General features: G+C 70.7%; 13 protein-coding genes. 10 read left to right on the top strand and 3 right to left on the bottom strand.

Going from position 1 to position 13,831, the window contains the following annotated elements; all coding sequences use genetic code 11:
• Positions 1-26: 26 nt before the first annotated feature.
• A complete protein-coding gene (locus R3I40_RS07060) occupies positions 27-2,774 on the bottom strand; it encodes a cation-translocating P-type ATPase (protein ID WP_285261903.1) in 2,748 nt (915 codons plus the stop codon).
• Positions 2,775-3,256: 482 nt separating this feature from the next.
• On the opposite strand from R3I40_RS07060, the gene R3I40_RS07055 reads away from it, so the two are divergent.
• The 3 genes from R3I40_RS07055 (at position 3,257) to R3I40_RS07045 (ending at position 5,133) form a co-directional block, all read left to right on the top strand.
• On the top strand, positions 3,257-3,463 hold the full coding sequence (locus tag R3I40_RS07055) for a cold-shock protein (RefSeq protein ID WP_183375168.1): 207 nt from the start codon (positions 3,257-3,259) through the stop codon (positions 3,461-3,463).
• A gap of 132 nt (positions 3,464-3,595) precedes the next feature.
• Positions 3,596-4,669, top strand: coding sequence for a magnesium transporter CorA family protein (locus R3I40_RS07050; RefSeq protein WP_259923574.1), 1,074 nt, complete (start codon positions 3,596-3,598; stop codon positions 4,667-4,669).
• 248 nt (positions 4,670-4,917) lie between these two features.
• Positions 4,918-5,133 carry a zinc-binding dehydrogenase gene (locus tag R3I40_RS07045; protein ID WP_183375166.1) on the top strand — a complete coding sequence of 72 codons (216 nt, stop codon included), beginning with the start codon at positions 4,918-4,920 and terminating at the stop codon, positions 5,131-5,133.
• Positions 5,134-5,148: 15 nt separating this feature from the next.
• Here R3I40_RS07045 and R3I40_RS07040 read toward each other — a convergent pair whose 3' ends face one another.
• A complete protein-coding gene (locus tag R3I40_RS07040; RefSeq protein ID WP_183375164.1) occupies positions 5,149-5,697 on the bottom strand; it encodes a hypothetical protein in 549 nt (182 codons plus the stop codon).
• A gap of 142 nt (positions 5,698-5,839) precedes the next feature.
• Here R3I40_RS07040 and R3I40_RS07035 point away from each other — a divergent pair, with 142 nt between their 5' ends.
• Entirely contained in the window at positions 5,840-6,253 is a 414-nt protein-coding gene (locus R3I40_RS07035; protein WP_183375162.1) for an amidohydrolase family protein, read from the top strand.
• Positions 6,254-6,558: 305 nt separating this feature from the next.
• A complete protein-coding gene (locus R3I40_RS07030; protein WP_183375160.1) occupies positions 6,559-6,720 on the top strand; it encodes a hypothetical protein in 162 nt (53 codons plus the stop codon).
• A gap of 4 nt (positions 6,721-6,724) precedes the next feature.
• Here the strand turns inward: R3I40_RS07030 and R3I40_RS07025 are convergent, their stop codons facing one another.
• A complete protein-coding gene (locus R3I40_RS07025) occupies positions 6,725-7,300 on the bottom strand; it encodes a 1-acyl-sn-glycerol-3-phosphate acyltransferase (RefSeq protein ID WP_285261904.1) in 576 nt (191 codons plus the stop codon).
• 103 nt (positions 7,301-7,403) lie between these two features.
• On the opposite strand from R3I40_RS07025, the gene R3I40_RS07020 reads away from it, so the two are divergent.
• Genes R3I40_RS07020 through R3I40_RS07000 form a run of 5 tightly spaced genes read left to right on the top strand, consistent with a single transcriptional unit; the run spans position 7,404 to position 13,822 of the window.
• Complete coding sequence (locus R3I40_RS07020) at positions 7,404-9,620, top strand: MMPL family transporter (protein ID WP_285261905.1); 2,217 nt, start codon at positions 7,404-7,406, stop codon at positions 9,618-9,620.
• Positions 9,617-10,723 carry a nucleoside hydrolase gene (locus R3I40_RS07015; protein WP_285261906.1) on the top strand — a complete coding sequence of 369 codons (1,107 nt, stop codon included), beginning with the start codon at positions 9,617-9,619 and terminating at the stop codon, positions 10,721-10,723. The genes R3I40_RS07020 and R3I40_RS07015 overlap by 4 nt, the downstream gene beginning before the upstream one ends.
• Positions 10,720-11,556: a histidine kinase gene (locus R3I40_RS07010; protein WP_239376776.1), complete on the top strand. Its 837-nt coding sequence runs from the start codon at positions 10,720-10,722 to the stop codon at positions 11,554-11,556. The genes R3I40_RS07015 and R3I40_RS07010 overlap by 4 nt, the downstream gene beginning before the upstream one ends.
• Complete coding sequence (locus R3I40_RS07005; RefSeq protein WP_239376778.1) at positions 11,553-12,359, top strand: energy-coupling factor transporter transmembrane component T family protein; 807 nt, start codon at positions 11,553-11,555, stop codon at positions 12,357-12,359. Before R3I40_RS07010 ends, R3I40_RS07005 begins: the two co-directional genes overlap by 4 nt.
• Entirely contained in the window at positions 12,356-13,822 is a 1,467-nt protein-coding gene (locus tag R3I40_RS07000; protein ID WP_285261907.1) for an ATP-binding cassette domain-containing protein, read from the top strand. Before R3I40_RS07005 ends, R3I40_RS07000 begins: the two co-directional genes overlap by 4 nt.
• Positions 13,823-13,831 lie beyond the last annotated feature (9 nt).

The raw sequence follows: 13,831 nt of genomic DNA, 5'->3' as shown, positions 1-13,831 counted from the left end.
CCCGGCGCCGTCCTGGCACACGCCCGTCAGCGGCGCCGCAGCATCCGCACGATCAGGCGGCGCACCTCCTCGATCAGCAGGAACACCACCGCGGCGCCCAGCACCACCAGCCAGTGCGCGCCGTCCAGCGGCACGGTCGAGAACGCCGTGTTCAGCAGCGGGACGTACAGCACCAGCAGCTGCAGTCCGAGCGTGATCCCCAGCGCCGCCCACAGCTTCCCGTTCGTGAACAGGCCCACCGCCATGCTGCGGTGCGCGTGCCGCACCGACAGGGCATTCACGATCTGCAGCACCACCAGCACCGTGAACGCGACGGTCCGCGCCGTCGTCGCATCATCGGAACCGTCGATCAGGCCGCCCGGCAGGCCCACATCGAGCGCGAGCAGCGTGAGGGCACCCATGACGAAACCCGTCCACAGGATCCGAGCCCACTCCGGGCCGTTCAGCGCCCGATCACCCGGGCGGCGCGGCGGATCCTGCATCACCGAGTCATCCACCGGATCCAGACCCAGCGCCAGAGCCGGCAGAGAATCCGTCACCAGGTTCACCCACAGGATCTGCGTGGCCAGCAGCGGCAGGAGCACGGACCCGTCGGCCTGAGTCAGCCCGAGCAGCCCCGCGAGGAACACACCGCCCATCACCGTGAGCACTTCGCCCATGTTCGAGGACAGCAGGTACCGCAGAACCTTCGTGAGGTTCCGGTAGATGCCGCGGCCCTTCTCCACCGCGGTGATGATGGAGGCGAAGTTGTCGTCGGTGAGGATCATGGCGGCGGCGTCGTGGGACACCTGCGTGCCGGTGATGCCCATCGCCACGCCGATGTCGGCGCGCTTCAGCGCCGGGGCGTCGTTCACGCCGTCACCGGTCATCGCGACGACCGTGCCGCTCTCCTGCAGGTGGCGCACGATCCGCAGCTTGTGGCTCGGGTTCACCCGGGCGAACACGGACGTGCCGCTGACCGCGTCGGCGAATTCGGCATCGTCCAGGGCATCGACCTGAGCGCCCGTCATCACCTGCGGCTGGTTGATGCCGAGGTCCTCAGCGATGCGGCCCGCAGTCAGCGGGTGGTCACCGGTGATCATGATGACCCGGATCCCTGCGTGCTGCGCTTCGGCGATCGCATCGGCCGCTTCGGGCCGCGGCGGGTCGATCATCGCCGCAAGCCCCACAAACGTCAGGTCCTGCTCGGCGTCCTCCGTCAGGTCGCCGGAAGTCGTCCAGGCGCGGCCTCCGTCGGCCTCCCGGATCGCGACCGCAAGCGTGCGGTACGCGTCCCCCGCGAGCCGCGCGATCTCGCCCTCGATGCCGGTGCGACCCGCCTCATCCAGCGGCGCATCGCCGCCCGCGGTGCGGATGCGGGAGCAGCGCGCCAGCACCACATCCGGCGCGCCCTTCATGATCAGCAGCGGCTCCCCGGCCTCACCCGTCACCGCGACCGACATGCGCTTGCGCTCCGAGGTGAACGGCAGCTCATCCATGCGCTCCCACCCGGGGATCGTGTGCGGGCCGTCAGCGCAGGCCAGCAGGAACGCCGCCTCCGTCGGATCCCCCAGCGGCCCCTCCGGTGTGAGCCGCGCGTTCGAGGCAAGCGCCCCCAGCTGCAGCGTCGCAGCGGCGGCACTGTCCGACGCAGCTTGGTCACCGTCAGCGGTCACCACCCGTTCGATCGTCATCCGGTTCTGCGTCAGCGTGCCCGTCTTGTCCGTGCACACCACGCCCGCTGAGCCCAGCGACTCCACCGCATCCAGCTTCTTCACGATCGCGTTGGAGCGGGCCATCTCCCACACACCGAGAGCCAGCACCATCGACACGATCGCCGTCAGCCCCTCCGGCACCGCCGCCACCGCCAGCGACACCCCTAGCAGCAGCACCGTCACGATGGAGGACAGCGAATGGTCATCGGTCGCGAGGTACGCCGCGACCATGACGATCAGGGCGATGGCGATGACCGCGATGGTGAGCATGCGGCCGACGGATGCCATCTCCTTCTGCAGGGGCGTCTCCACTTCGCCGGCGTCCGAGATCATGTCAGCGATCTTCCCGATCTCCGTGGCGGCGCCCGTCCCCGTCACCACGGCGGTCGCGCTGCCCTGCGTGACGGCCGTCCCGGAGAACACCATGCACGTCCGGTCGCCCAGTGCCGCATCGCGAGCGACCTCATCCGCGGACTTCTCCACCGGCACTGACTCACCCGTGAGCGCCGCCTCCGCCACCATCAGGTGGCCCACCCGGACCAGGCGCGCATCCGCCGGGACGGCATCGCCCTCACCGAGGTGGAGGATGTCCCCGGGGACGAGGTCCGCTGCCTTGATCTCCATCTGCCGCCCGTCCCGGGTGACGGTGGCGTGCGGGCTCGTCATCTGCGACAGCGCTGCGACCGCGTCAGCGGCCTTCAGCTCCTGCACGAGACCGATCACGGTGTTCAGCACGATCACCGCGGCGATCACAATCGCATCCACCGGCAGGCCGTGCATGCCCTCCGCCGCCCACGCGATCACCGACACCACGATTGCTGCGAGCAGCAGGTAGGTGAGCGGCTCGGCGACCAGCGCCAGGGCGCGGCGCCAGATCGGCACCGGGGGCGCGGAGGCGAGTTCGTTGCTGCCGAAGTGCTCGCGGCGCTGCGTCGCGTCAGCGGCGCTCAGCCCGGTCGCGACCTGTGCGTCGAGCGCGGTGAGGATGTCGGAAGCCGATGACGCATGGGGGTCCGCCGGGGGAGGGGTGAGGGGAGGGGCCGCCGGCGGAGGGACGGGGGACTGCGCTGCGCTGCTCATACCTCGAGCCTATGCCGCTTTTCGGGGCCACCGCGGGGCCTTCAGCCTGGTGATGGCGATCCACTGCCCCGAACCCGGCGATCGACAGGGCTGACCCCGGTGCGCACAGGTCCAGGTGTGCACAAACTGGAGATTTCCGCCGGATCGGAAGGCCGAACCCCGCCGCAGGTGAGTTCTGCTCCAACTTTTGCACGCCCCGCCCCGCGCCCGGCCCCGCTCGCCACGCTCGCGCCCGGCCCGCCCCGCGAGCCTCGGGGCAGCTCTGCACGGTGGGACGGCCCGGTGAAAAGGAACGCTGCGGCACACATCCCGCTGGCTCCCACCCGCCCCGGGGTAGTGTGTGAATCGTTGCTCGGAAGTGAAGTTCGTGCTGACAGCCCCGGCGGTCGGCATTGCAAGGCCCAGTTCCTTCTGAATCGTGCATCGAGCAAGCACCCCGGGATGCCCGAGACGCGGGCGCCCACGCCAGAAGGGATTTCATCATGGCTACCGGTACCGTCAAGTGGTTCAACGGCGACAAGGGCTTCGGCTTCATCGCAGCAGACGACGACTCCGCGGACGTCTTCGTCCACTTCAGCGCAATCCAGGCCGACGGCTTCCGCACCCTCGACGAGGGCCAGAAGGTCGAGTACGACGTCGAGCGCGGCCAGAAGGGCCTGCAGGCGTCGAACCTCACCGTGATCGGCTGATCGACCCCAGCGTGTGACAGGACCGCCGCCCCACCCGGGCGGCGGTCCTTCTTTTCCGACCCACTGTCGGTCACCACCTGCACAGCGTTCGGGGTCGACGGGGCCCGCAGTCACCTGTGCCAGAATCGCGGCGTGCACACCCCTGACGAACCGACTGACCGATCCCGCGCCCCGCGCGCAGTTGCCGATGCCGCTGCAGACAACCTTGCCCTGACCGATGCCCGCGTGTGGCGCGGCGGCGAATGCATCGCGGCGCACGTCTCGCCCGCCCGGCTTGCGGAGGAGCTCCTCGACGACCGCACAGTGGTGTGGGCGGACCTGCTGGACCCGACCGCAGAGCAGCTGCTGGCGCTGGCGGAGCAGCTCGGCATTTCGCCCGCTGCGGTGGAGGACGCCCTCGCGCCGCATGAGCGGACGAAGGCGAGCCGATCTTCCGACCACATCTTCTTCACCGTGTATGGGGTGGACGTGCGCTCCATGGCAGGGGAGGGGGAGGTCCGCACCGAACTGTCCCCGGCGCGCATCAGCGGCTTCGTGCTCCCGCGGGGGCTGCTGACGATCCGGACCACGCACAACGGCCGCGTTTTCGACCTCGAGGATGTCGTCCGCCGCTGGGACGCCGCCCCCGATCTGATCTCGGAGGGCGCCGCGGCACTGGTCTATGGTCTGCTGGACTCCGTGGTGGACGGGCATTTCGCGGTGATCCAGGACTTGGACGACGCGATTGAGCACTTGGAGGACGTCCTCTTCGAAGAGGGCGGCACGGACAGCGACTTCGAGCAGAAGGTGTACGGGTACCGAAAGAGCCTCGTCCAGCTGCGCCGAGTGGTGCTGCCGATGCGGGAAGTGGTCAACACGCTGATTCGACATCGTGGCCGGACCGGTGGGTCGCTCGACTCCTGGTACGACGACCTCTACGATCACGTTCTGCGCGCGTCCGAGTGGACGGAATCGCTGCGCGACATGGTCTCCAGCGTGTTCGAAACGAACCTGTCGCTGCAGAACGCGCGGCTGAACACGATCATGAAGCAGCTGGCAGCGTGGGCTGCGCTGATTGCGATCCCCACGGCGATCACCGGCTGGTTCGGTCAGAACGTCCCCTACCCCGGTTTCAACAACGCGTTCGGCTTCTGGCTGAGCGTCGCCCTGATCCTCGGCCTGTCGCTCGGCCTGTTCGCACTGTTCAAGAAGAAGGATTGGCTGTAGGCCGACGGGTGCCGCCCCGGGCTGCTGCCGGGCCAGCAGCGCCGCGCCGGTCTCAGGCGGTCAGCAGGGGCTCGGCCCCCGGCATCTGAACGCGGCCGCCGGGCAGCACCTGCTGATCACCGGTGCAGCAGGCGGTGTAGGTCAGATCGCCGTGCAGGTCGCCGCCCACGCCCGGCAGCCTTACCCCCGTAGCGCAGAAGCGGAGGATCCCCCTCGCCCTGCTCGCCGAACGCCTGGGCAGCCGGCGGATGCGCCGCGCGGCAGCCCGCGCGGGGCTGGGCTTCGAGTTCTTCCTGATGGAGCCGAACGGCCGGGAGCTGCAGGAGCTGGTGGCACTGGTGGACTCCGGCGCCCTCACCCTCCCGATCGACGGTCGGTTCCCGCTGGACGACTACGCCGCCGCGTTCGAACGGCTCGAATCCCGGCGCTCCAAGGGCAAGGTCATCGTCGAAATCGGTGCCTGAGCCGGGCGTGCGGATTCAGGTGACCTTCTCGAAGCGGAAGATCCGCCACTGTCCGTTGACATTCTCCGTTTCCACCTCGATGGTGGCCGGCTCTGTGCTGCCGTCCTCCCACGTGAACCGGGTGTCCACCGTCAGTTTGACTCGGGAGCCGTCCGAGCTCTTCTGCCCCTGTGTGATCGTGTAGTCGACCTTGGTCAGCCCCTGCCAGCCCTTCGACCATTTGGCGCAGTCGATGCTCGCGGCGGCATCCGGGGTGAACGTCTCCTTCACCGTCTCGCAGTCGCCGTTCACCGTGGCCTGCAGGTTCGACTTCAGCGTCTCCTCCGGTGAGCTCAGATCCACCGAGGTGGGGCTGGACTCGCCGCCCTGCTTCAGGGTGCCGGCCTCGAGCTGCCCCCAGAGGAACCAGGCGCCGATCACCATGGAGATCGCGACGATCAGACCGAGGCAGCCGCAGGCGCCGAGGATCCAGAGGCGGGACGCGGACTTCTCCGGCACCACGGGGACCTGGCGGCCCACCGGCTGTGCACCGGGACGGGGAGAGGGCGGGGGAACGGAGCTCATGGCACCAGCCTAAGGTGAGAACGGGACGGAACGGGACTGTTCGCGGCATTGGATATCGGATCCAGCAGCGGAAGGATCAGTGGACCCGGAGTGGTCATGCTCCGAGAGTAGGGGAGCGGGCCGACGGGTGCGATGCCCGCCGATGGGTCCCCCTGCCCGGTTCGTCAACGCCCACGCCCACGCCGACAAGTCCTGGTGGGGACGCGACTGGGTGTCCTACGGCGGGGAGGGCGGCACCGACGGCCGCATTGCTCATGAGCGCAAGATGCGGGACGACCTCGGCATCCCCGGCGTCGAAGTGACCGTGAATGTTCTGCGGGAGTTCCTGCGCCACGGCACCACCCGGGTCCGCAGCCACGTGGACGTCGACCTCGGCATCGGGCTGCGCGGACTCGAAGTGGTGCGCGAAGCCAACGCGGCGCTCGGCGACGCGATCGACCTCGAATGGTCGCCTTCCCGCAGGACGGTGTGCTGCGTCGTCCCGGTGTGGATCGGCTGCTCGACGAAGCCGCTTCCGCCGGAGTCGCCCACATCGGCGGTCTGGATCCGTGTCTGATCGACCGTGACCCCGTCGGCCAGCTCGACCTGCTGTTCGGCATCGCTCAGCGGCACGGATGCGGGCTCGACATCTACCTGCACGACTCCGGCACCCGTCGGCTCCGCGCCGCTAACGCTGCCTGAGATGCGGGAGCATGGTCTGCCTCTGGGCCTGGGGACCGGCGGGATCCGGGACCCGTGGGCTCCGTACGGTGACGGCGACATGCTTCGGATCGCCACCACGTTCGCCCGCCGCACTGGGCGCGGTACGACCACGAACTGCAGAACGTCCTGGACATCGCCACGGGTCACACTCACCCGTTCGTGGGCGGGCAGACCCATGACCTCGAGGTCGGCTCGCGCGCGGACATCGTGCTGATGGAGGCGACCGGTCCTCTGGATGCGCTGATGCGCGCGCCGCGCCGTGAGCTCGCGATCGCCGGAGGTGCCGTCGTGGTGGACGCCGGTGAGGTGCTCGTCGGCTGAGCGCTCAGCGGTCCTCTTCGTCCCGCAGACGCGGCTCCACCCGGCGCTGGGGATGCCAGCCGAGCTTGTCGGCGTAGAACGCGCGGATCCGGTCCATATCGGCCTTCACGTCCCCGGTCATGTCGATCGTCGGACCGAGTCCCACCCGTTTGTTCGGCCGGTCGATGAAACCGAGGGTGACCGGCATGCCGGTCGCGCGGGCGATCCGGTAGAACCCGGACTTCCAGTAGTCGGTTCTGTTCGTGCGGGTGCCGTCCGGGGTGATCACCAGGTTGAACGGGGTGCCGCGCTCCATCTCTGCGAGCAGATCGGCGACCACGGCGCGGGGATTCCCTCGGTCCACGGGGATGCCGCCGGCAGCGCGGAACAGCGGCCCGTACCAGGAACGGAACAGGGTGTGCTTGCCGAGCCAGCGCACATGCAGCTGCTCCCGCCAGTTGATCGCCATCATGTACACGAAGTCCCAGTTCGAGGTGTGGGGCGCGCCCAGCAGGATCGAGGGACGCGAGCGGTCGTGTTCGGTGGTGAGGGTGAACGAGGACGCTGCCCAGAACAGGCGGGCGATCAATCGGGTGATCATGCGGTCAGACTACCGGGTGATCACCACCGCGCGGCCCCACCTCCCGGGGCGCGACGGGGCCGGCGCGCTTGGTCGCGGGCCGAGGATGCGGGACACTCAGCCTATGAGCCCTCACCGAGCCAGCCGCCGCACCCCGAGCCTCCGTCGTCTTCTGATTCCGGCGCTGCTCACCCTCGCTTGGCTGACCGTGTTCGCGTTCGGCGGCATGAGCTTCGGCTCCATCAGCGACGTCTCCACCAATGACCGCTCCACCTTCCTGCCCGAGAGCGCCGAATCCACCCGCGTGCAGGAGGAGATCACCCGCTTCACCGGGTCCGACGCGATCCCCGCGATCGTCATCGCCGAACGGCCCAGCGGCATCACGAAGGACGACACCGCGGCCCTCACCGCGGCCCGGGAGAACGCTCTCGCCGCTGTTCCCGGTGCCGAATCCTCACCCGTGATCCCCTCCGAAGACGGCGAGGCCGCTCAACTGGTGGTGACGGTCCCGTCGGATCAGGACATCCCGAGCGCAGTGGAGACGATCCGCGCAGCGGTGCAGGAGAGGGCTCCCTCGGGCCTGGATTCGTGGGTGAGCGGCCCCGCCGCGTTCACCGCGGAGCTCACCGAGGCGTTCGCCGGGATCGACGGGCTGCTGCTGATCGTGGCGCTCGCGGTGGTGCTGATCATCCTGGTGGCGGTGTATCGTTCGCCGCTGCTGCCGCTGATCGTGCTGCTGAGCTCGCTGACCGCGCTGTGCGCTGCGGTCCTCATCAACGTGGCTCTCGCCCGCGCCGGTGCCCTCACCATCACCGGGCAGGTGCAGGGCATCCTGTTCATCCTCGTGATCGGTGCCGCCACCGACTACTCCCTGCTGTTCGTGGCCCGCTACCGCGAAATGCTGCGGGACCATGCCTCGGCGGCGTCGGCGGCACTCGCCACGATCCGTGAGGTCGCCGCCCCCATCATCGCGTCGGCCGGCACCGTGATCGCGGGTCTGCTGTGCCTGATGCTGTCCGACCTCCGATCCAACGCCGCGCTCGGCCCGGTCGCGTCCATCGGCATCGCCTGCTCGGTGCTCGCCACCCTCACGTTCCTGCCCGCTCTGCTCGCCCTGTTCGGCCGTGTCGCCGTGTGGCCGCGCGCCCCGGAGCACGGCAGTGCGCATCCTGTCCTGCACGGCGAGGGTGCCCGCGGCTTCTGGGCGCGGCTCGGCGCCTGGGTGGAGCGGGGCCCGAAGCGCGTCGCGGCCGGGGTGGCGCTGCTGCTCGCCGCTGGCTGCACCGGCCTCGTGCTCCTGGACGCCGACGGGGTCCCGCAGTCCAGCCTGGTGCTCGGCGACTCCTCCGCCCGTGACGGCCAGGCCGTCATCGATGAGCACTTCGCCGGCGGCTCCGGTTCCCCCACCTATGTTCTCGCCCCCGCCGACCGGCAGGAGGAGGTCGCCCAGGCGATTGCGGAGACCGACGGGGTGGACAGCGTCGCGATCATCTCCCAGGAGTCCCCGTCGGGCACCCTCCCCATCGGGGACGACGGCACTGTGCAGACCCCGCCGCCGGGTGCCGGCCCGCCCGGGGCCGTGGAGGCGGAGCCGACGGTGCTGGAGGACCGTGTCATGTTCTCCGTGACCCTCGATAGCGCCGCCGACTCCCTGGAGGCGGAGCAGACCATCATCGCGATGCGCGACGGCCTCAACGGGACGGACGCGGCCGTCGGCGGCACCACCGCCGTGGACCTCGACACGAACGACACCTCCGCCCACGACCGCTCCGTCATCATCCCGATCGTGCTCGTCGTGATCACGGTGATGCTGGGTCTGCTGCTGCGGGCGATCGTGGCGCCGTTGGTGCTGCTGGCGACCACGGTGCTGAGCTTCGGCACCGCCCTCGGCATCAGCGCCGTCATCTTCCACCTGATCGGGCAGGGGAAGTCGGACCCCTCCGTGCCGCTGTATGCGTTCGTCTTCCTGGTGGCGCTCGGGATCGACTACAACATCTTCCTCATGACCCGCGTGCGGGAGGAATCCGTCGGCCACGGCACCCACGTGGGCACCCTGCGCGGCCTCGCCGTCACCGGCGGTGTCATCACCAACGCCGGCATTGTGCTGGCTGCGACGTTCGCGGCGCTGCTGGTGCTGCCGATCCAGTTCCTGCTGCAGCTGGCGATCATCGTGGCGCTCGGTGTGCTGATCGACGCGCTGGTGGTGCGCGCCCTGCTGGTGCCGGCGCTCGCCCTGTGGATCGGGGATGCGATCTGGTGGCCGTCGCCGCTTGCTCGTGGCGCACGCGATGCGCACCGCGGCGACTCGACCCCGTCGGGCCGCGCCACAATAGAGCCATGACCGACCGGACCACTTCGATTCCGCTGTTCGTCGACTGCGACCCGGGCATCGATGACGCCCTCGCACTCGCCCACATCCTCTGCCAGGACGACGTCACCATCACCGGCATCGCCGCCAGCGGCGGCAACGTCTCCACCGTGCAGGTCGCCGCGAACACCCGCGGCTGGCTCGCCCTCGCGGGCCGCACCGACGTCCCCGTCCACACGGGCCACGCGCTCCCGCTCGCCTGGCATCACGGACCGCCGGCGTTCGCAGCCGGGCGCACGGAGCCGGAGTATGCGGACCTGACCCACGGGCCGACGGGCGCCGGCTACGCCCAGCTGCCCGACGTCCCCGTCGGCCCGTCCACCGGCGACGGTGAGCCCGCTGCCGACGGGCGGGACGCCGCCCGCGCCTGGGTCGAGGCCGCTCGCGCCCACCCCGGTGAGCTGATCGGCGTGCTGCTCGGGCCCTCCACGAACCTCGCGCTCGCCCTCGAGCTCGAGCCGGAGCTGCCGCGGCTTCTCAAGCGGCTGTTCATCATGGGCGGGGCGTTCAACTATCGCGGCAACACCCACCCCACCACCGAATGGAACGTCACCTTCGATCCGGAGGCGACCGCCGCGGTGATCCGCGCCTTCGGCGGCGCTCATCTCTCCGGTCACACCCCGCACGCCCCGGTGATCGCACCCATCGAAGCGACCGAAGCCGTCGTCATGACCCCCGCGCGCCTGCAGGCGATCCTCGACGGCGCCGCCGCCTACGGCCACGGTCCCGCAACCGGGTGGGGCCGCGTCCTGAACCAGCTCGGGGAGGCCCTGCGGTTCTACTTCGAGTTCCATGAATGGGACGGCCTCGGCTGCCTCGCCCACACCCATGACCCGTTCGTGCTCGCCTGCGCCGTCGACTGGGCCCGGAACCCGTCGGCCGGCCTTCCGTGGGCGCAGACGGCCATGGCGCCGGTGGATGTGGAGTGCGCCGGTACACTGACACGCGGCGAAACCGTCGCCGACTGGCTCGGACGGTGGGGCCGGGAGCCGAATGCCGAGCTCATCCGCACCATCGATGCCGATGCCTTCCTGCAGACCCTCAGCGCGACGCTGATGAAAGGCCCCCGACCATGACCCTCCCCGCATCTGGGCAGGGGTCCGTCCGCCGGACGGGTCCCGCACAAACCCCCGAGCATCCCACCCGCAGCCCGCTTCCGCTCAGCCTCATCACCGCCGGCGCGCTCGTCATCGCCGCCACCTACATCGCGGTGATCCTCACCCAGCCCGCCCACCTCGATGTCGAGCTCGGGCCCGCCGCCCTCTGGACCATGGCGGGCTACCTCCTCGGCGGCATCCTGATCGCCGCCGGCAGCCTCTCCTACATCCCCCGCAGCATCATTGGCCTGATGCCCGTCGCAATCGCCCTGAACATCGCGGTCGGCCAGATCGTCGGCGTCTACACCCCGATCCCGCTCTACCTGGACTCCATCGGCACCGTCATGATCGGCGTCCTCGCCGGCCCAGCCGCCGGCGCCCTCACCGGCATCCTCACGAACATCCTGTGGGGCGTCACCATCAACCCGGGCGTGATCGCGTTCTCCACCGGTGCAGCATTCATCGGCGCCGCCGCCGGCTGGGCCGCCCGCCTCGGTCTGTTCCGCCGCATCTGGACCGCCGTCCTCGCCGGCGCCGTCGCCGGCGTCCCCGCCGCTGCCCTCGGCGCCCCGGTCGCCGCCTACATCTACGGCGGCGGAGTCGGCTCCTCCACCGCCGGTGTGGTCGCGATCCTGCAGGCCGCCGGCATGGAGATGCTGCACGCCACGCTCGCGCAGTCCCTGGTCTCCGACATCGCCGACAAAGCCCTGATCTTCGCGCTCGCGTTCGCGGTGGTGCACGGCCTGCCGCGGCGCATCACCGACCGGTACCCGTTCACGCGCTTCACCCGTCGGCCCCGCCGCAGCGAATGACCCGCTGGCACCCCGCCACGGAGATCGTTGCGCTGGGCTGCGCCCTGCTGCTGGTGTTCGGCCTCGCCTCCCCGCTGGTGCCCGCCGCACTGATCCTCGTGACCGCCCTTGCGGTCGCCGCCGCCCCCGCGATCCGCATCCGATCCTGGCTGGTGGCCGTGGCGCTGATCTGCCTGCCCACCCTGCTGTTCGCCATGGTGGTGCAGGGGTTCTTCTACCGCGGCGCCGACCCGATCATCCTGTGGGATGCGGGGATCGCGCAGTTCACGCTGCAGGGCGCGGCGATCGCGGTGCAGCTGTGGCTGCGCCTGACCGCCATGGTGGGTCTGTGCGCCGCGTTCGGTCTCGGCAACGACTCCGCGCGCCTGTTCGACGGCCTGACCCGCCTGCGCGTGCCGCAGCCCATCGCGTACGTGTGCGCCGCCGCGCTCGGACTGATTCCGCTGGTGCGGACCCGGACCGTGCAGACGCTGGAGGCGCGGGCCTGCCGTGGCTGGGACACCCGCTCCTGGGCGGTGCGCATCCGCCTGATCCCCGCGCTCGTGCCGGGCCTGTTCACGGCGGTGCTGATGGGGGTCGAGCAGCGGTTCGACACCCTCACCCAGCGCGGCTTCGGCGCGCCCGGGCGGCGCGGCGTCGGCGGCGGCCGGCCCACGGAACTGCAGGACCACCCCGACTCCGCCGCCTCCAGGGCGGTGCGCTGGATCCTGCCCCTGGGCGCCGTCGCGTTCACCGCGGCGGTGATGACGGGGCTGATCCCGCTGCCGAGCGCACCGCAGCTGCTGGAGGTGATCACCCGATGAGCCCGGCGGATCCCGCTCAGGCGGCGCCCGTGCTGCTGGTGGAGGGCGCCGGTTTCGCCTACCGCACCGCCGACGGACTCCTCCCGCCCGTCCTCGCCGACCTCCACCACCGGGTGCCCGCTGGGCAGATGCACACGGTGCTGGGACCCGTCGGCGCCGGCACCTCCACGCTGTGCCGCCTCGTCACCGGTCTCCTCCACGACCGCGGCGAGACCAGCGGCAGCATCCGGGTCACCGGCCCGAGCGGCGATGCCGGAACCGCCGTGATGCTCGGGGACGACCCGGAAGCGCAGCTCACCGGCATGACCACCCGGGTCGCCGACGAACTGCAGCTGCCGGCGCGCCTGCACGGCGTGAGCGCCGCCACCGCCCGCTCCCGTGCGGAAGCGGCCGCGACCGACCTCGGGATCACTGACCTGTGGGACCGGCGGGTCACCGAACTGTCCGGCGGGCAGCGGCAGCTGGTGGCGCTGGCCGCTCTGCTCGGCCTGCAACCGGACCTGCTGGTGCTCGACCAGCCGGGCCTGTCCCTCGACCCGGCGATGCGCGCCCGCCTCTCTGCGATGCTGCGCGACTTCTGCGACGCCGGCGGCGCCGTCCTCGTGACCGGGCACCAGGTGGACGAGTTCGCCACCGCCGCCGATCAGGTCCTCGCCCTCGGCCCCTCCGGCCTCGCGTCCCTTCCGCTCACCGCCGATGCTGTTGGGGCTGCGGGGGTGTGGGACGCGCGGGCTGCGTCGGCCCCCGCCCCGGGGCCCACCCCCACAGCCGGCCGCAGCTCCGCCCCGCTGCTGGCCGTCCGAGACCTGCACGCCGCGCGCGGCGAGCGTCCCGTCCTCCGCGGCGCCGACCTCGACGTCCACGCCGGGGAAGTGGTGGCGCTGATGGGGTCGAACGGGGCCGGGAAGTCCACCCTGCTGCGCAGTCTGCTCGGCACACTCGACCGCCGCGACCCCGTCGACGGGACGATCCGCGCGGCCGACGGGGTCGACCTCACCCGCCTGTCCACCCATGAGCGCTCCGCCCACCTCGGCTGGGTGGGGCAGGACCCGGGCGCGCAGCTCAGCGCCCCCACCGTGCGGGACGAACTGATGCGGGCCGCGCCCCTGCCGCGCCGCCCCCGCCACGTCCGCGACGAGGCGATCCGCGAGCGGGAGAAGCAGGTGCAGCAGCTGATGCGCGCGGCCGGCCTAGTGGAGGCGGCGGATGAACACCCGTTCGATCTGGATGCGGCGCAGCGCAAGGACGTGGTGATCGCCGCGGCGCTGCTGCGGCGCCCACCGGTGCTGCTGCTGGATGAGCCGACGCTCGGGCGCGACGCCGCTTCGATGAGCCGGCTCGTGGGACTGATCGACATGCAGCTGCAGCGGGGTGGGGGAGTCCTCGCCACCACCCACGACCAGCACTGGGCCCAGGCAGTCGCCCACCGGCAGCTGCATCTGGACAGCGGTCGGATCAGCTGAGCACGCTGC

It is taken from the genome of Helcobacillus massiliensis, assembly GCF_033106145.1.
GTDB classification, from domain to species: Bacteria; Actinomycetota; Actinomycetes; order Actinomycetales; family Dermabacteraceae; genus Helcobacillus; species Helcobacillus massiliensis.
The sequence above is the reverse complement of the archived record's forward strand: the minus strand, read 5'-3'. Positions and strand labels throughout refer to the sequence as shown.

Coding starts and splice junctions, on each gene's coding strand:
- R3I40_RS07005 (WP_239376778.1), top strand. CDS start 11,553: ATGACCCGCTGGCACCCCGCCACGGAGATCGTTGCGCTGGGCTGCGCC.
- R3I40_RS07020 (WP_285261905.1), top strand. CDS start 7,404: ATGAGCCCTCACCGAGCCAGCCGCCGCACCCCGAGCCTCCGTCGTCTT.
- R3I40_RS07040 (WP_183375164.1), bottom strand. CDS start 5,697: ATGAGCTCCGTTCCCCCGCCCTCTCCCCGTCCCGGTGCACAGCCGGTG.
- R3I40_RS07025 (WP_285261904.1), bottom strand. CDS start 7,300: ATGATCACCCGATTGATCGCCCGCCTGTTCTGGGCAGCGTCCTCGTTC.
- R3I40_RS07000 (WP_285261907.1), top strand. CDS start 12,356: ATGAGCCCGGCGGATCCCGCTCAGGCGGCGCCCGTGCTGCTGGTGGAG.
- R3I40_RS07010 (WP_239376776.1), top strand. CDS start 10,720: ATGACCCTCCCCGCATCTGGGCAGGGGTCCGTCCGCCGGACGGGTCCC.
- R3I40_RS07015 (WP_285261906.1), top strand. CDS start 9,617: ATGACCGACCGGACCACTTCGATTCCGCTGTTCGTCGACTGCGACCCG.
- R3I40_RS07035 (WP_183375162.1), top strand. CDS start 5,840: ATGGGTCCCCCTGCCCGGTTCGTCAACGCCCACGCCCACGCCGACAAG.
- R3I40_RS07060 (WP_285261903.1), bottom strand. CDS start 2,774: ATGAGCAGCGCAGCGCAGTCCCCCGTCCCTCCGCCGGCGGCCCCTCCC.
- R3I40_RS07055 (WP_183375168.1), top strand. CDS start 3,257: ATGGCTACCGGTACCGTCAAGTGGTTCAACGGCGACAAGGGCTTCGGC.
- R3I40_RS07045 (WP_183375166.1), top strand. CDS start 4,918: ATGCGCCGCGCGGCAGCCCGCGCGGGGCTGGGCTTCGAGTTCTTCCTG.